Origin of the sequence: Planctomicrobium limosum (genome assembly GCF_051465645.1) — a bacterium.
Lineage (GTDB): Bacteria > Planctomycetota > Planctomycetia > Planctomycetales > Planctomycetaceae > Planctomicrobium.
In genome coordinates this window covers 2,007,760-2,027,984 of the sequence record NZ_CP195790.1, presented here as the reverse complement: position 1 = coordinate 2,027,984, position 20,225 = coordinate 2,007,760, and the positions used below count along the sequence as shown (strand labels likewise).

The 20,225-nt window shown below is 52.5% G+C and carries 17 protein-coding genes; 7 read left to right on the top strand and 10 right to left on the bottom strand.

The features are described from left to right. Window positions 1-66: 66 nt before the first annotated feature. Window positions 67-1,167, top strand: coding sequence for a hypothetical protein (locus SH527x_RS07630; RefSeq protein WP_437194060.1), 1,101 nt, complete (start codon window positions 67-69; stop codon window positions 1,165-1,167). Window positions 1,168-1,361: 194 nt separating this feature from the next. Here SH527x_RS07630 and ruvC read toward each other — a convergent pair whose 3' ends face one another. The 4 genes from ruvC to SH527x_RS07610 all read right to left on the bottom strand — a co-directional run bounded on the left by ruvC (window position 1,362) and on the right by SH527x_RS07610 (window position 4,679). Further along, complete coding sequence (gene ruvC / locus SH527x_RS07625; RefSeq protein WP_437194059.1) at window positions 1,362-1,973, bottom strand: crossover junction endodeoxyribonuclease RuvC; 612 nt, start codon at window positions 1,971-1,973, stop codon at window positions 1,362-1,364. Window positions 1,974-2,192: 219 nt separating this feature from the next. Continuing rightward, entirely contained in the window at window positions 2,193-3,515 is a 1,323-nt protein-coding gene (locus SH527x_RS07620) for an HD domain-containing protein (protein ID WP_437194058.1), read from the bottom strand. A 66-nt stretch (window positions 3,516-3,581) separates the two neighbouring features. Next, window positions 3,582-4,163, bottom strand: coding sequence for an anthranilate synthase component II (locus SH527x_RS07615; RefSeq protein WP_437194057.1), 582 nt, complete (start codon window positions 4,161-4,163; stop codon window positions 3,582-3,584). 87 nt (window positions 4,164-4,250) lie between these two features. Then, window positions 4,251-4,679, bottom strand: coding sequence for a hypothetical protein (locus tag SH527x_RS07610; protein WP_437194056.1), 429 nt, complete (start codon window positions 4,677-4,679; stop codon window positions 4,251-4,253). A 319-nt stretch (window positions 4,680-4,998) separates the two neighbouring features. Between SH527x_RS07610 and SH527x_RS07605 the strand changes: the two genes are divergently transcribed. From SH527x_RS07605 to SH527x_RS07595, 3 genes are all read left to right on the top strand, one after another. After that, window positions 4,999-5,829, top strand: coding sequence for a transketolase (locus SH527x_RS07605; protein WP_437194055.1), 831 nt, complete (start codon window positions 4,999-5,001; stop codon window positions 5,827-5,829). Between the two features lie 98 nt (window positions 5,830-5,927). Next, window positions 5,928-6,896, top strand: a complete 969-nt coding sequence (locus tag SH527x_RS07600; protein ID WP_437194054.1) for a transketolase family protein — start codon at window positions 5,928-5,930, stop codon at window positions 6,894-6,896. Window positions 6,897-7,249: 353 nt separating this feature from the next. After that, window positions 7,250-8,227: a GNAT family N-acetyltransferase gene (locus tag SH527x_RS07595; RefSeq protein ID WP_437194053.1), complete on the top strand. Its 978-nt coding sequence runs from the start codon at window positions 7,250-7,252 to the stop codon at window positions 8,225-8,227. A 131-nt stretch (window positions 8,228-8,358) separates the two neighbouring features. Here SH527x_RS07595 and SH527x_RS07590 read toward each other — a convergent pair whose 3' ends face one another. Next, window positions 8,359-9,741 (bottom strand): phage portal protein, encoded by a 1,383-nt coding sequence (locus tag SH527x_RS07590; RefSeq protein WP_437194052.1) that lies wholly within the window; start codon window positions 9,739-9,741, stop codon window positions 8,359-8,361. A gap of 84 nt (window positions 9,742-9,825) precedes the next feature. Between SH527x_RS07590 and SH527x_RS07585 the strand changes: the two genes are divergently transcribed. Next, on the top strand, window positions 9,826-10,416 hold the full coding sequence (locus SH527x_RS07585) for a DNA-3-methyladenine glycosylase I (RefSeq protein ID WP_437194051.1): 591 nt from the start codon (window positions 9,826-9,828) through the stop codon (window positions 10,414-10,416). A gap of 135 nt (window positions 10,417-10,551) precedes the next feature. On the opposite strand, the gene SH527x_RS07580 is transcribed toward SH527x_RS07585, so the two are convergent. The 4 genes from SH527x_RS07580 to tilS form a co-directional block, all read right to left on the bottom strand. Then, window positions 10,552-11,958, bottom strand: coding sequence for a cytochrome B6 (locus tag SH527x_RS07580; protein WP_437194050.1), 1,407 nt, complete (start codon window positions 11,956-11,958; stop codon window positions 10,552-10,554). Window positions 11,959-12,484: 526 nt separating this feature from the next. Beyond that, window positions 12,485-14,611: an elongation factor G gene (locus SH527x_RS07575; protein WP_437194049.1), complete on the bottom strand. Its 2,127-nt coding sequence runs from the start codon at window positions 14,609-14,611 to the stop codon at window positions 12,485-12,487. Between the two features lie 475 nt (window positions 14,612-15,086). After that, entirely contained in the window at window positions 15,087-16,274 is a 1,188-nt protein-coding gene (sucC, locus tag SH527x_RS07570; protein WP_437194048.1) for an ADP-forming succinate--CoA ligase subunit beta, read from the bottom strand. Window positions 16,275-16,496: 222 nt separating this feature from the next. Next, window positions 16,497-17,522 carry a tRNA lysidine(34) synthetase TilS gene (gene tilS, locus SH527x_RS07565; RefSeq protein WP_437194047.1) on the bottom strand — a complete coding sequence of 342 codons (1,026 nt, stop codon included), beginning with the start codon at window positions 17,520-17,522 and terminating at the stop codon, window positions 16,497-16,499. Window positions 17,523-17,754: 232 nt separating this feature from the next. Between tilS and SH527x_RS07560 the strand changes: the two genes are divergently transcribed. Continuing rightward, on the top strand, window positions 17,755-18,501 hold the full coding sequence (locus SH527x_RS07560) for a lipoyl protein ligase domain-containing protein (protein WP_437194046.1): 747 nt from the start codon (window positions 17,755-17,757) through the stop codon (window positions 18,499-18,501). Then, window positions 18,494-19,465 (top strand): lipoyl synthase, encoded by a 972-nt coding sequence (gene lipA, locus SH527x_RS07555; protein ID WP_437194045.1) that lies wholly within the window; start codon window positions 18,494-18,496, stop codon window positions 19,463-19,465. The genes SH527x_RS07560 and lipA overlap by 8 nt, the downstream gene beginning before the upstream one ends. Window positions 19,466-19,665: 200 nt before the next feature. Here the strand turns inward: lipA and hpt are convergent, their stop codons facing one another. Then, window positions 19,666-20,208, bottom strand: coding sequence for a hypoxanthine phosphoribosyltransferase (gene hpt, locus SH527x_RS07550; RefSeq protein WP_437194044.1), 543 nt, complete (start codon window positions 20,206-20,208; stop codon window positions 19,666-19,668). Between the last annotated feature and the right edge of the window lie 17 nt (window positions 20,209-20,225).

Here is a 20,225-nt window from a genome sequence, read left to right as displayed (position 1 = left end):
GCAGAGCGGCGACCGGCTTTCAACTCTGAGACGCTCGAATTTTCACTGTTGATCAGGATCACAGAGATGTGGTGCGAACATTGTCAGACTGACGTGGCGACCGAAGTTTCCGCTGATGGGCAGTCACTACTTTGCACAACGTGCAGGCAGCCGGCCAAGAAGATCGTTGCGCCCAGTCTGCATCCAGAGACAAAATCTGCTCGTGAATTCCTGGAGCGTTGGGCACGCGAACAGCAGGTCCAACGCCAACAGCGAGGTCCAGATAAAGCCGAACCGGTTACTCCACCGAGTCCAGTCAAGACGGCTGCTTCAGCGATTCCTCCTGATGTTGCTGCCTTGTTAAAAGCGGTCACCGGAAAAGAATCTTCGTCTCTCAGTGGTGTGGAGAAGGGTGCGGAAAAGACTGTTGAGAAAACGGTCGAAAAAGTCATCGAGAAGCAGGAAACACAGAAGTCAGAATTTCGTTCAGACGTTTCAGCAAAGAGCAACGTTCCAGCGCCAACTCAATCACCTTCTCGAGTGCCAGAACCGGCCCGGCAGGAACGTGCTCCCCGCAAACGTAAACGCCGAATTGATTCGGAGCATTCAGGTCCAATTCCGAACCGAAATGAAACATCCCGTCGCTCTCACCGACTGGAACGTGTTCAGGAGAAGCAGTTCGAGAAGGACCACGCCGAAAAAGCACAGCAGACTCAAGACTCAGCGACTGAGGTGGAGACCAAGGTTATCCATCGAACTGTGCGTATTGAAGATGGGCATACAGTGAATCGTACCCCTCACTTCAATCCCCAGATCAACGCTCCAAGTCGATCTGTTTTGCCTGGTCGGTCGGAAGCATTCTGGGGCCAGTTGATGGCCTACGTCGGTGTCGGCATGCTGACTGTCGGGACCGTGTTCGTTCTCTGGGGCTACTTCGGAGACATTGAACGGTACGCTTCGACCGGATGGCTGGTCGCGACGGCCGGGCAGATGTTATTGCTGCTAGGAATCGTCACACTGGTTGGCGGCGGAATGCAACAGACAACTCACGAAGTCTCGCAGCGTATCGAACACCTTGGCGGACGAATCATTCGCATTGAGCAGTCGACAGACAAGATCCTCAAGGGCCCGACTTATCGCCGTTCTCGCAGGAAGTCGGTCTCTGGTCGTGATCAGGAAGCTGCATAGAGCATTCGTGCTGACTGACTCCAGCGACAATTGCTGCGATTGAATATCCGCGTTCAAAAAATGAAGCCGATGCTGGCACTCCGGGTTGAGGAGTAACAGCATCGGCTTTTTATGTTTCGCGACGGTTCCGTCAGTATCAGTGTTCGTTGAGAGCGTTCCCGCTGATACGTGCCGCCGTTAAGAATCTGGCGGATTTACGCGTAAGCGAAGGCTAGGCTGTGATAATGGCAAAGTGCGATCGCGCAGGCATCGGCGACGTCGTTCGGTTCCAGAATGTGCGTCAATCCGAGTTCTCTGCGGATTGCTTCCTGAACTTGCTCTTTAGAAGCGGTTCCACTTCCGGTCAACAGTTTCTTTACCTGCTTTGGTGAGTAATTCACCACCGGCCGTTCCGTCTCAGCGATGGCATACAGAATGGCCCCTCGCGCATGAGCCATCAGGATGGCTGTCTTGGGGTTCCTCACCATGGAGAAGACTTGTTCGATGGCAACTGCGTCTGGTTTGAATTCGCCCAGAATCTCACGAATGCCATCACCGATTTCACGCACGCGTTCGGCTAGCGACGCTTTGGGGCGAGAGCTGATGACTCCCCCTTCAAGCAGGCAGGGGCGTTCTCCTCGGCGTAGTACTGCATAGCCTGTGCGATTCAATCCCGGGTCGATTCCAAGATAGACCGATCCCCGTTCGTGTTGAAACGCGTTGCCTGTTTTGATCCCCACGCCGGGCGTCCTTCGGTTCAACTCGCGTGAATCAAAGTCCGTCGACAATTCCGCAGAAGAGGCGGAAGGGGCAAATGAATTCAGCACGATGTCGTTCCTTCTCTCAATCGCACTTTTCGACGTGGCACTTGGGGCAAACTCAACAAGTCCTCAGAATAACAAAAACTTTCGTCGAAATCGGGGGCAAATCGAATTTTCGCTCAATCAATGATAATTGAGAGCATCAGGAAAATCGGGACGGAGAACTTGTCGCGCAGAGTCGCCATGTCGCGGAAGAGTGAAGCGCGCTCGTCTCGCTGACTGTGGTTACTCAGTCACGGCGCGGACGATCGCGTCCCAGTCAACGGTTTGAAGTGCGCTGGCCTGATGGGGGGCGACAAAGATGCGGACTCGCTTTACCCAATCATCGAACTGAGTTGTCGCGAGTGCTTCAACAACGGGCGACACCTTTTGAAGCGGTCTGTAAATGCCTTCCTTCGGAAAGTACACATCAATCGCGAATTCAACTTCGCGATGTGGTGGCGGAGCGTCAACAAGCAGGTCGAGTGAATGTAGTGAGAGTCCGTGTGTCGCGTTGATTGCTTCAACAATGCGTTGCGAGACGCCAAGAACCTCGGAGTAAGGCTTTCCGGCGATCCGCTGGTACATCTCTGGAGAGCGATCGTGACTGTATTCAGCAGCCTGTTTGTAGAGTGCGCGCTTCTTGCCAAAAACGCCCTGAAGAAGTGCTTCGCAACGTGTTCCGCGCGCCGCTTTCAGGAGTGCGGCAATCATCTCGGCGTCAGTACAACCGAACAACTGCTCCAGATCAAAACGATCGTGCAGCTCGTAAAAGCCTCGGGCAAACATGCTCGTTGAGCAACGGACAGCATGGTGCCAGTAAACTTCACTGAACATGACATAGCGAGCGAAAACCATCAGTTCGGTCGCTGTTTTTCCTTTGACCGTGATTGCGAGTCCATCACCTTTCTCGTTCAGGATCAGAGACTGGATCAAACGCTGGCGGTCAAAGTTACGCCCATAGGGGACGCCGCAGTGCATGCTATCGCGATCAAGATAGTCCATCTTGTCGACATCGATCGGCCCACTGAGAATCGACCGCAGCAACTTTAGTTTAGGCGTGTGAGTTTTTGGCGCGAGAATTTCAAGCACTTCTGACGGCTCAATTGACCAGTCAGAACGAAGCACTTCTGCAAGTTCCGTTTCATCAGAGAGAAATCTGGCCGCATGCGCTTCATGAGGAGGCAGGTTCGGCAGGCCCATGTCTTCGATCGGGTGGCAAAACGGCCAATGCCCAACGTCGTGGAGTAGTGACGACACAATGAGAAGTTCAATGTGGTGGTCGTCAACCTGATTGAGAAATCGCGGTTCCTGACGGAGCTGCTGCAGGTAACGGAGTGTGTTGTGGTACACACCCAGTGCATGCTCGAAACGCGTATGTCGAGCACCGGGGTAGACTTTTGAGACCAGTCCAAGCTGGCTGATTTCTCCCAGCCGCTGAAATTCTTCCGTATCGACCAGTTTGCGAACGCGGTTGGTAAACGGGACGTTTTGTTCAGCAGGAACGCGGATTGACGATCTCCCGGAGAGGAGGGCCTCCAGTTCTGGAATCGATTCGGTCCCGGCCATCTACGGTGTCTGCTCTGGTTGGAGTTTCAAACGGAATCAACGCCGGATTTCCCCGGGCGGAAGAGGTTAGAGCTTCAGGAAGTTTTTCAGCAACTCGGTTCCATATGGAGACAGGAAGCTCTCAGGGTGAAATTGCACTCCATGAACCGGATAATCGCGATGGCGAACACCCATCAGTTCTGGCGGGAAATCGACGTCACGAGTCCATGCATTCGCGATCAGTTCCGGGGGAAGAGATTCTTCTGGAACAACGAGGCTGTGGTAGCGAGTGCAGGTCATTGGGTTTGGCAAGCCTGCGAAAACGCCAGTCGAATCGTGATAGACTTCCGATGTCTTCCCGTGCATCATGCGTGGAGCACGTACGACTTTGCCGCCAAAAACTTCCGCAATCGCCTGATGTCCCAGGCAGACTCCCAGGAGTGGAAGTTTGGGCCCGAAATGGGCGATGACTGCTTTGGAAAGTCCTGCTTCTGAAGGACTGCAAGGACCGGGCGAGACAATAATACGACTTGGGTTCAGACTCTCGATTTCTTCGAGAGTTGTCTGGTCGTTGCGACGAACCTGAATCTCAAGTGAAGAGTCGATCTCCCCGAGACGCTGAACCAGGTTGTAAGTGAACGAATCGTAATTATCGAGAACGAAGATCATTCGACCCTGCGCGGGAAATGAGTTGCTGGGATTGCCCAATGCCTGTGCAAAATTACATCATAGGGTGCCGGCTGTAAACTTCGGGTGTCAATGCGGGGGACTGGATTTCCGAAACAGCCCCGCTGACGATTCAAAGTACCTCTGTCGTCGAGTTTGCTGATCGTGACCACTCTGGAGCAGACTGTTTTGCAGGTCATTCAGATTTGCCTGACAAATTCGGCATCCAATTTCATTCAGGTGAAACTGGATATAATTTGCGGTTTCTGCCGGCGCAACCTTCAGCACAAATGTTCCCAGCTCCGAGCGGGTTGGACAGCTCAGGCGATGCCGCCTCCAGATTTCTCCAACCGTCAGACTTCCCTGATCTCGTTGCTGAATCAGGACACTCAGTTTTGTGCGAAGTTCAGGCGAATTCCGCAGTAATTCCTCGATGACAGCCGCTCTGCTGGCAGGCAGCATTTCATCCAGATAGGCCAGTAAGTCTTCGTCGCGAATGGGTTCAGGAGTACGGCTCATGTGTGGATCTGGCAATTCAGAGGACCGTGGTCAGCAGTCACCGGGACGTCTTAATCATATGTGGCCCGCCTGATTAGAGCGATAACTCGCTGTCAATTGGTTGCGGCACCGCAATATCGCATGTAGCATACCGACAATCGTGCACATCGTTGACACGGGGGGGGACAGGCTACAACTTCTGTTTGTGGTAATGTTTCCGGATTGAGGATGATTTGATTTTCTTCTGGTTGAATGCAGACCAGAAAACAAATACGACGCTGAAAACGATTACGTTTTCGGAATTTTTAATTTTGACCATTTCCGCCAAAAGGGACAGATCGTGCCTGAATTGAGCATTGACCAGCTGAAGGCCCAAGCAAACACAATCCGCAAGGATATCATCCGGATGACGACCGCAGCTGCGAGCGGACATCCATCAAGCAGCCTGTCGGCGACGGAAGTGGTTACAGCCTTGTATTTTGGCGGATTTCTGAACGTCAATCCTCAGGATCCATCAGATCGAAATCGCGATCGTTTCATCCTGAGCAAGGGACACGCCTGCCCAGTGTTGTACGCCGCAATGGCTCATCGTGGGTATTTCCCAATCGAAGAGACGATGACTCTGCGAAAGCTTGGCAGCCCATACGAAGGCCATCCAAACGTTCGCCGTCTGAAAGGAATTGAAGCTTCAACTGGCTCACTCGGCCAGGGGCTTTCAATCGGTCTCGGACACGCTCTTAACGCACGCATCGACAACCTGAAATACAATGTCTACGTTGTCATCGGCGACGGCGAAATGGGCGAAGGACAGGTTTGGGAAGCTGTCGCTGCTGCGGAAAAATACCGCGCTGGCAACCTGACTGCGATCATCGACCAGAACGGTTATCAGCAGACTGGCGCAACCAAAGACGTATTGAACATGCTGGAATTCCAGCCAAAGCTCGAAGCATTCGGCTGGCATGTTCAGACAATCAACGGAAACGACATGGGTGAAGTCGTTGCAGCATTGAAAGTCGCTGCTTCGATCACAGATCGTCCAAAGGCAATTGTGTCTCGAACCCAGAAGGGCTTCGGAATTCTTCCGTTGCTCGAAAAAGAAGGGGACTTGAACTACCACGGCAAGCCGCTGTCGAAAGACCTGGCTGAAAAAGCCCTTGCCCTGCTCGGGTAGATTCCTCTTTAGCCCCTTCATCCGTCCCCATGCAGTGTTTGATGCAGGGGCGGAGTTCCTTTGAGACAATTTTGAAAGCTGCAAGACAGGATTCAGCTATGTATCTCGGTGAATACAGCGGTTTGAAAATGGGTCCGGCGACCCGCGATGCGTTTGGAGATGCTCTGAAGGAATTCGGAGACAAGAACCCAAACCTGGTGACTGTTGACGGTGACGTTGGTAACTCAACACGAACAGAGATCTTCGCTCTGGCACATCCTGACCGTGCTTTTAACGTCGGGATTGCAGAAGCGAACATGGTCAGCGTTGCCAGCGGTTTCGCTGCCAGCGGCAAAATCGCCGTTGTTGCCAGCTTCGCCTGCTTCCTGATGGACAACGCATTCGATCAGATTCGTATGTCCGTTGCGTTTCCACAGTTCAATGTGAAGCTGGTCGGAACTCACGCAGGGATTTCTATCGGAGAAGACGGTCCTTCTCAGATGGGGATCGAAGACGTCGCTCTCGCTTGCTCATTGCCAGGCGTGATCGTTGTCGTTCCTTCAGATGCTGTCTGTACCAAAGCGGCAACCGAAGCAATTCTGGCTCACGAAGGTCCTGCTTACCTGCGAGTTGGTCGCGGGAAAGTCGCAACTGTTTATGCCGATGGCATCGAGTTCAAGCTCGGTAAGGCCAACCAGCTTCGCGATGGGAAAGACGCGACCATTATCGCCAACGGCCTGATGGTTCCAGGTGCAATCGACGCTGCCAAGAAGCTCGAAGAAGCCGGTCTTTCAGTTCGCGTTCTCGATATGCACACGATTAAGCCATTGGACGTCGAAGCGATCGCCAAGGCTGCTCAAGAAACCGGCGCGATCATTGTTGCAGAAGAACACCTGCATCATGGCGGTCTCGGATCAGTTGTTGCTCAAGCAGTCAGCCAGACAACACCAGTTCCAATGGAATACGTCAACGTCGGTGACCTGTACGCAGAGAGCGGTGACCCACAAGGTCTGCTCGACAAGTACGGCCTGACTGCTGACGCAGTTGCTGAAGCAGTTAAGAAGGCAGTGGCACGCAAAGCCAAGTAATCTTCTCGGGTGTCCCGGATTCATTCCAGGACACCCGATTTTTTTATGATTTTTACTGATATTTTTCCCGCTGAATGCGACGATCAATGTGTTAGGTGATTTCACTCGTCAGAGTTTTTGGTCATGACGTCCCGGATTGATTCTTCGTTCGACTTGGCGAGTATTGTGCTGGTTGTCTTCTGTCTGGAATGCCAGAGTAGTGGGAATTCCTGTGTCGTAGGCAATCTGATTGGCTGAATTCATTTTTGACGGCGAGAAGTTACGTTATTTGTTGTGGCAGTAGGCATTTCATACTGAGGCCCCGCAATCGGCAGACGTTCGCGTACTGCCGGGCATGCATAGCGTGATTGACAGTGATTCGTTTTCGCAGTTTTAGGAACAGTGATCCCCCGCAACTGCTGCAGTTGTTCAGGCAGTCTCAAAACAGCCGAGCATTTGCTGCACCGGAATCGACCCACGCGCTGGAATTGGCGGTCTTCTCACTGCCATATTTCGATCCTCACGGTCTCATTGTTGCAGAAGACAATGGACAGGTGATCGGCTTCATCCATGCTGGATTCGGGTTTCAAACGACACTCGATGCTCTGGATTACACCCGAGGTGTGATCAGCTGTATCTTTGTGTCGACGACCCACCAGTATCAGGGAGTGGGGAAGGAACTGGTTCGCCGCGCCGAGGAATATCTCACCTCGCATGGGGCAGTCTCCCTGCAGGCCGGGCAATCACGGTACTGTGATCCGTTCTATTTCGGTTTGTATGGAGGAGCCAGAACAAGCGGCTTCCTGCAATCCGACGTTGCCGCCGGGCCATTTTTTGAGCGACTGGGATATGTCCCCGTTCAATGGGTTCCTATTCTTCAGCGTGACCTGACTGACAAACGCGACCCGATGAATTTCCGGTTGATGGCTTTGCGACGTCAGACTGAACTGGTTGTCACAGACCAGCCAGAAAATCCCAGCTGGTGGTGGTTCTGTAAGTTCGGCAACATTGAGTCGATGCGGTTCCAACTGGTCGAGAAGAAGTCCGGGGCGAATATCGCCAGCATGACGGTCATCGGTCTCGACCATTACATCGCAGCGTGGCATGAACGGGCGATTGGCCTGGTCGATGTGCTGGTTGAAGAACAGTACCGCTATCAGGGATTCGGCCAGACACTTGTGATCGAAGCGATCCGCAGATTGAGAACCGAGATGATTACTCGGGCGGAAGTTCACGTTCCACAGGAATACCCAGGTGCCGTGCGTTCGATGCTGTCGGCAGGCTTCACTCAGATCGATTGTGGGATTGTCTATGCGAAGACATCCGAATCGCCACCACCTCGTCTCGCTTAAGACACTGGGGGTTTTGGGTGGCTGATTCGTCAGACAAATGAAAAATCGGCGCTCCCAATGGGAGCGCCGATTCTGATTTGCTGTGCGGCACGAAGTCGGAATTCACTTCGCGACTTCTGTTACGGATGACCTCAAGTGCCCCGTTGTGCATCAGCAGGGTCAAGACTTCTGGAGTCTTCCTGAGTTCGCTCCGAATGCATGATTTCCGGTTGCACTCCGTCTCGTCGCCCCACCTCGGCGCGAGAAAGAACTCCTGCTTCGATCAGTCGCACATCGGCAAGCCGTTCTCTCGGGCGATCACGATTGATGAGCGACGGGAAAGACCATGAGATGGTGATCCGTTCGAAGAAGTTCGCTGGAAGGAGCCCTTCCTGAATGGCGTTCTGCATGACCCATTTCCAAATCGCGTAGAACTCGCCGGAGAAGAAGAGTTGCTCATTCTGGAAGAACTTCACTGCTGGGCCTTCAGCGACCATTGTTGAAGCAAAGTTTCCGTTGCTGGCATCTGCGGTCAACATGAACTCAGGCAGCCCTGCTCCGGCTGCGATTCCAAGGAGCATCGTTCTGCCAAGCGGCACTGCATCGCCGAAGTTGGTGTTTGGCTGCAGGAACTGAATGTCAGTCCCGTGGTTTGTCGTCAGGATTGTTCCTGGCCCAAATCGTTCTCGCTGCCCCTCTCGGGAATTGCCCTGATGAGTGCTGACGTCGTTGGCAAATTGCGATCCTTGGACCTTTCGCCAGAGGACAATGGAAGATTGAAGCTTACGCGCCAGCAGTTCGGTTTCCAACCATTTTTCATACGCATCAATGCCATCCAACAAGGGCGCGAACAGCGAGACGCCACGTTTTTCATTGGAGTCGACTCCAATTCGGGTCTGCTGCATTTCCTCTGCCGGGACATACTCGCAATGAGACTCGTTTCCATGCCGCCATTGCAGGTAGGTCACCGGGCATTCAACGTCATTGAACTCTGTGAGAATTCCCTGTGATCCCAACGTTTCCGGGGATTCTGCAATCAATTCTGGATCAACAAAGCGAATCGTCAGTTGGCCGCCCTTTGTGCGAAACTTCCGAATGAAACATTCGCCGTCTCGCCATGTTCGGAGAGCATGTTCTCGAAACGAATAGTGCCGGCGGTTACGACACTGGAACTCTTTCCAGACCTGATCAGCCATTGCTGCGAGCGTTGCCACGCCGGGGGGAAGATCATCCGTTGTCACGATGGGCTGATGATTCAACTGCAAGCCGGGACCAGTGACGTAGGCCCCGAGGAGACGGAGAATATTGCAGGCGTACGGATTCTCACGGACAGCGCGTCGTGCACGTTCGCGGAGATTGGAACGATCGCCCCCCGTTGAGTCGGACTTTGCACCGCCAACCATCTGCCAGCCGTCCCCTTCGTTCGAGACCGGTTGAGGCGATTCTGCCAGTTCGAGCAGTCGTTCTTGAATCATGCGCTGATAGCGTGCCTGCAATCCCATTGTTGCAAAACGGTCTCGAATCAATGAAAGCATCTGTTTACCCTATTCCGTGAACGGCTTTGTGATGTGATTCACTGGAATGCCGAATCGTTGCGCAGGGATTAATGGAATCGACCGATGAGCCAACAAAAGTCCGATCAACAACCGAGTCGCTGTGCCTGGGCGAAAGGAGACCTTTACATTGAATACCACGACCGGGAATGGGGTGTCCCGGTGCATGATGACCGTCTGTTGTTTGAGTACCTGATTTTGGAAGGGGCGCAGGCAGGTCTGAGCTGGATCACCGTGCTCAACAAGCGTGAAAATTATCGCGAAGCCTTTGAAAACTTTCAGCCGGAGATCGTTGCCAGATATACAGAGAAGAAACTGGAGAAGCTGTTGCTGAATCCGGGGATCATCCGCAACCGACTCAAAATTGCATCCGCCGTTCGCAATGCTGAAGCGTTTCTGAAAGTTCAGAACGAGTTTGGGAGCTTTGAAAAGTATCTCTGGCGATTTGTGGACGGGACGCCGATTCAGACTCACCGCCATGAGATCAAAGATGTTCCAAGTCGGACAGATGTGTCGGACGTAATGAGTAAAGACCTGAAGAAACGTGGGTTCAAGTTTGTGGGGACGACAATCTGCTATGCCATGATGCAGGCGATTGGAATGGTGAACGATCATCTCACATCATGCTATCGACACAAAGAACTCGTGTCGCGCTGACCGATGAAATCTGGATGACATGACGAAGTGGGACTGGCATGTTGGCCACCGGGAGCTATTCAATGAAAACAGCCGCACCTCCAGAGATCGGGGATGCGGCTGTTCGTTTGCCTCAGGAGCGAGATTCATTCCTGATTAAAGGCATAACATATAAGCGAGCAGATCGGCTTTCTCTTCTTTGGTCAGCTTCGTTTCGAGGACGACGTTAAAGAACTCAATTGTGTCTTCGAGTGTCAGCAGACGTCCGTCGTGCATGTATGGCGGCGAGTCTTTAATCCCACGCAACGTGAAGGTCTTGATCGCGCCGGACGCTTTATTGTGCTGTCCGAGAATCAGTTCCGAGTCATAGAAGCGTTCCAGCTTCAGATCGTGCATTTTGTCGTCGAGGAAGAACGGTGGCTTGTGACATTCAGCACATTTCGATTTTCCTTTGAACAGCGCTTCTCCGCGCAATTCCGATTCCGTTGCCAACTTTGGATTCAAAGCGCCAGTTACATCCAGCTTAGGAGCTGGTGGGAAGTCGATCATAGTTTGAAACTGAGCCATCATCGCAACTTGAGATGCGCGGTCTGGCAGGTTCACGCCTTTCTTTGCGGCTGTCACCTGATCACCATCAAAGTACGCCGTTCGTTGTTCGAACTCAGTGAAATCCTCTAGTGAACGGAGTGACCTTTTTGACCCGTGAATCTGCTGGTTATAGACGCCACGCAGACTAATCGTATCCAATCGCATACGGTCGTCTTGTGGGCGAACATCTGGAGTCAGGTGGAAGGTCGCGTTGGTGTGCCCATTGGTGTGGCAGTCAAAGCACGCGACTCCCAATGATGGTCGGAGTGATTTTCGGTCTTCAGTCTGATTGAACTGCTGCTGTGGGAACGGAGTCAGCAGCAAACGAAGTCCTTCCATCTGAACGGGTGTCAATTTTCCATGGAGCATCTCATAGTAGTTGTCGATGGAGAGAACTTTTCCTTGTGAAAGGTCCCCCGCCTCTGGATGAGTTGTCAGATACAGTGGCGGCGGAAACTCTGGAAGAAAGTGTGCTGGAATCGTGTGTGAGATGTCGAACCGGTTCAGATCTCGATGCTCAAGCTCTTTGATCGCTTTGATCTGATCTGGGACAAAGACCATTCCTCCCACTGGATGTTTGACGTGTGGAAGTGGCCGGAATCCTTGAGGGAACAGATTCTGCTTTTTGATTTCTTCTGGGCTTAACTTATTGAGTGAATCCCAGGTCGTTCCCTTTGGAAGTCGGACGCGAACTCCCTGTTGAATTGCTCGGCGCCCCGCAGACATTTGCATCTGACTGGGACGGTTTTCCAGATCGTACCGAGCTTCAAGCAGATGTTGGAATTGCTTCTCAACATCCGGCTTTTCCGCGACGTCTGCCTGATGGATTTCGTCAAAAGTCTTGGTCGGCACCACCGGCGAATACGTTTGCGGAGCAGCACGTTTGGCTGGAGGATCAGCAGCGTACAAGTACGTGATCCCCATTAATGGTATTGCGCCGACCAGTAGAAGTTTCCGATACCTTTGGCTGTTCATCCTGGTTCTCTCTGATTTAGATGAATGGCTTTTCGTTCCGGTGATATTTAACACCACAATAAGAATCACTCAGCGTCAGTGATGCCCTCACCGCGCCGATTGCTTCAATTTAAAAAGCGATGTTGCACTTCAGTTTAAGTCGCCGAGATTATGCTGTAGTAATGATGCCGTGAGAATCAAGCGGAGTGCATCAGCCGGTCACACTTTTTAAATTACAGAATGGACCCGCAATTTATTGAATGTGGGTGACCATCAAAAAATGGCAACCAGCATATTGAACGCGTTCAAATGAACAGTCAGCGAAGCCCGGAATCGGAGCAGTACGAGATCTGGAAACATGATCGTCACAGACAATAAATCAGTGTCTGGGCTTATGCGCATTTCCTGATGATAGTCGCCGTTTCTAGTTCGCCCATCTTAAAATTTTCAATTTCGTATCGACTGACTGGAAGCTCCGAAAACCTGTTTCGCCCTTTCTCTTTTGGAAGCGAAGAAAGGTTGCTTGCGATTCAATCTGCTACTCAGGTTATTCGTTCCCATTCGTTTCGTTGATTTTCTTTCGCTGCAGAAACTCCGCAATCAGTCGAGTCTGCTCGTTTGGAGGAACGATCTCATATCCAGCAGGTTCTGAGGTGAATGTCCCCTGACCGGCGGTCATGCTGGAAAGAGAACGGGCGTATGTGGTGACTTCAGAAACAGGGACGCGAGCACATAGCATCGTCATGCCATGACTGCGGTCTTCCATTTTTTCGATACGCCCGCGACGAGCGTTCAGGTCACCAGTGATCTCTCCGATTCGCTGAGTTGGAACTGAAATCTCCAGTCTGGCAAGTGGCTCCAACAGTGCTGGGCGTGCCATCAGGAAGATCTCTTTCAGGCATTGGCTGCCTGCGATTTTGAACGCCAGTTCGCTACTGTCGACCGAGTGGTCCTTACCGAAGAACAGTTCAACAACGATGTCCTGAATCTGGTGGCCGGCGATGACTCCATGTGTCATCTTTTCGCGGACTCCTTTTTCGACTGCTGGAATGAACTGGTTGGGTACGGTTCCTCCAGTGACACGGTCGATGAAGCAGAAGTTTAATGTTGCGTCATAGTGGTAGCTTCGCAGGTTAGGGAAATTCTCCTTCGTGAAGTATTCCTCCGGAACGACATCTCTGGGGCAAGGGGAGATCCGCATGTGGACTTCAGCGAATTGCCCGGATCCACCGGATTGCTTTTTGTGGCGATAACTTCCTTCTACGGTCGAGAGAATGGTTTCTCGATAGGGGACACTCGGAGCATGTGTCAGGACGTCGACTTTCTCGCGTTGTTTCAGTCTGTTTTGAATCAGCTGAAGATGGAGTTCACTCATCCCTTCCATCACCATTTCGTGAGTTTGTTCCTCTCGGTGCACCTGAAACGTTGGATCTTCTTCCTGGATCTTATGAAGTGCAGTTGAGATTTTGGCTTGATCTGCCTGGCTTTTCGGTTCAACGGCAAGGCCGATCATGGGGCGAGGATAAGTGATCGGCGGCAAGGTGATGTTGTCTGCGCCGTCCGAGATCACATTTCCTGTGTGCAGTTCATCGACCCTGACGACAGCAACGAGATCACCAGCAATCGCTTCGTCGATGCTTTCGTGGCCTGACCCCTGAACGTCGATCAACTGGTGAATCCGCACATCTCTTCCGCCACCCACCAGATGGACATTGGATTCCTTCTTCAATGTTCCAGAGTAGATCCGCAGAATACTGATCTTCGACAAGAACGGATCGATCCGGGTCTTTACCACCTGAGCAACAAGCGGCCCTTGAGGATCAGGATCAAACGCGATGTCCTCACCATCTTTCAGCACATGATGTCGTCGTTGCAGTGGGGAAGGAGCGTAACGGGACAGGGAGTCCATCAGTTCAGTCACGCCGATATCCGCTTTGACCGCGACACAAAAAATGGGGATCAATGTCCCCAGGTTAATGGCCTCTCCAATTGCGTTTTCAAGCTCAGTGGTGCTGAAGATGTCCCCATTGAGGTATCGAGTCATCAGGTCATCGTTCGATTCCACGACGGCATCGAGAAGCATGTCATACGCTGCTGACGGATCGATCACCGCATCGTTTGCAATTGTGTCTGGATGTAACTTCAATTCCAGAACCCCGTGTAACTGCGATCCCGTCCCGAGAGGAATTGTCACCGGGGCACAGATAGTGCCAAATTCTTGTCGCAGCTCCTCGATCAACCACTGCAGATTTGCATTTTCCGAGTCGCACTTGTTGATCACGATCCAGCAGGAGAGTCCTTGTTCTTGTGCCTCCCGCATTGCTCGTCTGGTGATCGAATCGACTCCGTGGCAGGCGTTGACCACGATCAGCGCGGTCTCTGTGGCTCTCAATGCGCCAGCAATCTGTCCTGCAAAATCGGGCATCCCCGGTGCGTCGATCAGATTGAGTCGGGATCCCTTGTAATCCAGGTGGCAGAGATGTGATGAGATCGAATGGTGGCGGAGCTTTTCATCCTCGTCCATGTCCAGAAAACTGGTCCCTTCATCAGGCGATCCGACTCGACGGTTCACTCCCCCTTTGAAGAGCATCAGATCAGCAAGCGACGTTTTACCGGTCGCGCCGTGTCCCACAATGACAATGTTGCGCAGGTTCTCAACGAGATGAGTGGTCATGTCTGTCCTCCGATCGAGCAGTTGGAGATGCGTGTTTCAGATGCGAAACTGACGGGAATCCGCTTCCAGAGTGACTGCGTGATTCAAGACACGGAAGCGGTAGAGAGACTGGGCTCAACCGGAGTGGAGAATGTCCTCCGGGACTTGGTCCTGACGTGTTTGCCAAAGGGCTCATAACACAGGTACCAGAAAATTCGACGTCTGACTTACGGGGAATGCACGATTCCTTCTATCTACTCTCTCAGATGTATTACGGTGATTCCAGACCCCATTTTTCGAATTTGTGATTTTGGTCCCCGCTGGATTGCGGCGGAACGAGAATGACTTGTTTCTAAGAACTCTGATTTGCGCAATAAAAAACTCCAGTGAGTCGATGACACACTGGAGTTTCGATTGATTGATTGTCTGCAGAAATCAGACTCAGGGAGCAGACGCTAGAATCTGCAATCTGCTGTCGATTCTGTGACTCACTGAATTATGCACCGAGAGTCGCGACAACTTTCTGAGCAGCGTCGGTCAGGTCGGTTCCGGTGGTGATTGCCTTGCCGGAGTTCTTCAGCATTTCGCGGGCGAGTTCCACGTTTGTCCCTTCGAGGCGGACAACCAGTGGCACCTTGATTCCGATGTTGTCGTAAGCTGTCAGGAGTGCGGTCACAATCGTGTCGCACTTCATGATCCCGCCGAAGATGTTGACGAGAATCGCTTTGACGTTCGGGTCGGCCAGAATGATACGGAAGGCTTCTGTGACCTGTTCAACATTGGCTCCGCCGCCGACGTCGAGGAAGTTTGCTGGCTCCCCACCGTGCAGCTTGATCAGGTCCATTGTGCTCATGGCGAGCCCGGCACCGTTGACCAGACAGCCGATGTTTCCGTCCAGCTTGACGTAGCTCAGACCGGTGTTTGCGGCCTGGATTTCTGATGGATCTTCTTCAGCGAGATCGCGAAGTTCCAGGAAATCTTTGTGGCGGAACAGAGCGTTGTCGTCAAATGTGACTTTCGCGTCGAGGGCGAGCAACTGTCCGTCACCTGTCACAACCAGCGGATTGATTTCGGTCATGCTGGAGTCAGTTTTGACGAAAAATTCGCAGATCTTCGGGAAGAAGGTCGCTGCGGCTTTCTGAGCGGCCCCTTCAAGTCCCAGAGCTCGGCAGAGCTTGCGAACCTGAAATGGCTGCAGACCGAGACCTGGATCGTATGTTTCGCGGAAGATCTTCTCTGGGCTATCGTGCGCCAGTTCTTCGATGGCAGTTCCACCTTCTGCCGAAGCGATAATCATTGGCAGACCGACTTCGCGGTCGACAACGATGGCAAGGTACAGTTCTTTGGCGATGTCCAGACCCTGTTCAACATACAGGGTGTTCACTTGCTTGCCTTCGTCGCCAGTCTGAATGGTGACGAGAGTTGAACCAAGCATGCGCTCAGCGTTTGCGACCGCTTCTGCAGCTGACTTCACCAGAACAACCCCAGCTTGTTCTGGATGTTCTTTGAATCGACCTTTTCCGCGGCCACCGGCGTGGATCTGGGATTTCACAACGCAAACTTTGGTGCCGAGCGTTTCGTAAGCTTTGGCGGCTTCAGCTGCAGTCTTGATCACAATTCCTTTTGGAATCGGAACGCCGATCTTTGCGAAGAGTTCTTTGGCCTGATATTCGTGGATTTTCATGGTGACCGTGATCGCGTTTGAAAGTGATGCTGGGAGCGTAAGACACTGGTGACGCAGTCGCAAAAACCGAAACGCCTTTGGGATGATATTCGCTTTCCCATCAAAGCGAAACTGATTGACACGGTTTTGCCTGAACGAGTTTCAGGAGTTGTGGCCCATCAAAGGTGAAGAGTCCTGATTCCCTGCAATTTCGTTCTGATTACGGCTTTTATGGCTTAGTTTTCAGCTTGTTTCCGGATCGATTGCGGAAGAATCGCTCTCCGGAAGACGCCGCAATTCCAGCATCGATCCGCGACAGGTCGCGACAATATGATGTGGCAGGCAAATTTGTGAGGGTGATCCGGTCTGAAGCATCTCGGCAAGCTGGTCAAGATGCCGGAATCCAAGCCCTTGTCTTCTCCAGTCGCATTGAATCCAGCTTTGCCTGATTGCCTCCCGGACAATGGCAACCGGGGTCAGTTGGAACGGGCGTCGATCGAGTCGAACGGTTGTTGGCTGAATATTCAGACACGCATCAGCCAGCAGTGAAGTTGCGATTTGTTCAATCGCTTTCTGAGAGTCGGCGGCCTGACTCGCGAGACGGAGTAGGGCATCGTCCACTTGAGGGTTCATTTTCTCCCGCAGCATAGGGAGCAACTCGTTGCGAATTCGATTTCGTGTGAACACAGAGTCCAGATTGGTCGAGTCGACTCGAAACGACTGATTCCACTCCGATAATGCGGCGATCAGATCGCCCCTTTTGGCCTTCAAGAGTGGCCTGATTAGCGTCACGGAATCGTTTAATTCTCGTGTTTCAGGAATTCCCGCTAAGCCTGCGAGACCTGTTCCTCGCACAATATGATGTAGAACAGTTTCTGCTTGATCGTCCGCTGTGTGGGCGACAGCAACCCAGGGCGAATGTGATTCTCGGGCCGCGTTTTTGAAGAAATCGTACCTCAATCGTCTGGCGGACTCTTCCGCGAGAAGCTGTGAATTAGCAGTTGGATTCCTGCGCTCGGTGATGAACGGCAGTTTCAGTTTTGCTGCCAGCGCCTGTACCCAAAGTGTGTCTTCCCCGGAATCCGCACGGACGGCGTGATCATAATGAGCGACGACAAGCCTGAGCTGAAAGTCGTCCGCAATTTCATGCAGTCCCAGCAACAGAGCGACGCTGTCGGCTCCCCCGGAAACACCAACGACAATTGTGGTGTTTCGCACCAACATCTGGTTCAGTGCAGTACGGAGAATGGGTAAAACCGTCGATTTCATCACGGCAATTTACCGCATCTCTTGGAAATTGAGAATTCGATTGTGGTTGCGTCCGAACTCCCGTCAGGAGGGATGATTGAAAGACTGTGAAAAGCAGGACTGTTGGAATCGAGGTTCAGACCGGGATAGGAAAGGGAAAAGGTCAGGAGTAGAATGTCATGATTCACAGTCGTTGATCCATTGGCGTTTGAATCAGCGTGTCGAAAGTTTATTGCTCGAAATTGTGTGCTGATTGACTGCTTCTGTCCTGGTTCCGGAAATCGTGCCTGCTCATGGGGGATCACTTGAGGTTCACCTGCTGGGATTGGTCGATTTTGATGCATGGATGGGATTGCAGGAGTATCAGATTTATCAGTTGAGTGGGCGAACCGACCTGTCTGGCGCACTCTTTCTTTGTGGACATCCCGTGTCGATCTCGATGGGCCGGGAAGCGAGTCGTGCCGATCTCCTTCTTGACGACGAGGAACTTTCCCGGCGTGAACTGGAAGTCCGTTGGGTTTCTCGGGGGGGCGGAGCAATCTGTCACGCACCTGGGCAACTCGCGATCTACCTGCAAATCCCGCTGAAACGGCTGAATATCGGGCTTTCCCGGTTTCGCCATCTTTTTGAAGCGGCAGTGGTTGCTGCCTGCCAGGAGTTGAAAATCCCGGCGAAACGTCAGGCGGATGCAACTGGAGTCTGGACCAGAGGGGGCCAGTTGGGCTACTTTGGTGCAGGTGTGAAATCCTGGATTTCATGCTCTGGAATGTTTCTGAACCTGACCATTGATTCTCGTCTGCTAGAATTGACTGTCAGTCACACCGGGGGAGGGCGTTCGACTTCGATGCAGTCGATACGACTCGACCCTGTTCGAATGCCACAAATACGTGAATCACTGATTCGCCACATTGCCACGCATTTCGGTTATGTTGTGACCGATATCTCTACCGGACATCCATTACTGCGAAGAACGAAAAAACGAGTGCTGATTCATGCGTGAGCTGCCAATTCTCAGCCAGACGCCTTCCTCAGGCTGTCACACCAGCGGGCTCGAGTTACTCAATGCAGATCCAACGAGCCGCCGGCGACTGCCGAAGTGGCTCAAACGCCCCATGCCAAGCAGCGAGATGGCGTTCACCAGTAGCATCATTGAAGATTTGCGCCTGGAAACGGTCTGTGAAAGTGCCAAGTGCCCGAACCGGACCGAGTGCTGGGCACAACGAACGGCGACGTTCATGATCCTTGGTAACGTGTGCACGCGCCCTTGCGGTTTCTGTTCTGTGCCTCGCGGGAAGACAGAACAGGTGCAACTGGATGAGCCGGAACGAGTCGCCGAAGCAGCGGAGCGTTTGGGGTTGAAGCACGTCGTGATTACATGCGTCACCCGCGATGACCTGCCTGATGGGGGAGCTGAACACTTCTATCGCTGTGTCCTTGCCGTTCGAGAGCGAACCGGCGCCGCAGTGGAAGTGCTGACCTCGGATTTTGGGGGAAACCGTGCCGCTATTCGTCGTGTGATTGAAGCCAGACCTGATGTCTTCAATCACAATACAGAGACAGTGCCTCGTCTTTACAGCAAGGTCCGTCGAAATGCAGACTATCAGCGGACTCTGAATCTGCTGGCTCAAGTCAAAGAAGAGGCTCCTGAGATCCCGACCAAGAGTGGACTGATGCTCGGTCTGGGTGAGTCACTGGAAGAAGTGCTTGATTGTGCTGCTGACCTGCGAAGTGTTGGTTGCGACATGCTGACTCTTGGTCAGTATCTGCAGCCCTCCGCCCATCAGCTTCCAGTAGAACGATTCTGGACTCCTGAGGAATTCGATGCGTTGGGCGAACAGTGCCGCACACTCGGATTCTCAATGGTTGCCAGCGGACCGTTCGTGCGTTCAAGCTACCACGCCGGTGAAATGGCAGATGAAGTCGAGAAGCATGTGTTGTCGACCACACCTCCGCAGCAGATTTAGACCGTTTCGGTCTAGCATGTGGCCGCGCAGCAGCCTTTCTGATTGGTGAAAGGCAGAATTCCGCGTGCCAGAGACGCTGCAGGATTTCTGGAAATGCGCTATCGCTGTTTCCAGTGCATATTGACGTTCAATCGACATAGGGCAGTGTCCTCAAATCAAGGACGCTGCCCTGTGTTTTTTATTGAACTGTCTTAAGTGAGTTACTCGTGACTTTTCTGGTCACTGGCCTGTTCCAGTACCCCGATATACGGAAGGTGCCGGTAATGGTGGTCATAATCGAGGCCGTATCCGACGACGAATTCATCTGGAATATCAAAGCAGTGATAATCCGGAATGGTCTCAACTTCCCGACGAGCCGTTTTCCATAAGAGAACCGCCGTTTTGATTGACCGCGGCCCATACTCTTCGAGTTGTTCCCGTACGGAGCTCAGTGTCCTTCCGGTGTCGAAAATGTCGTCCACAAGCAGGATATCGCGACCACGAATCTCCGGGAGATAATCGAAGTTCACCTGCAACTGGCCCGATGTCGTTTCTGTCCTTCGATAGCTTTTGGCCTGGATGAATCCGAGCTGGTGAGGGATTGCGATCTCACGAATCAGGTCTGTCACCAACACAATACTTCCGGTCAGAATGCCGAGGATTGTCAAATCTCGTCCGGAGTATTCTTCTGTCAGTTCCTGTCCGAGTTTCCGCACAGAATCAGAAATTGTTTCAGGTGTCAGGAGAACTCGAATATGAGTCATGTGAGTGATTCCAGCCG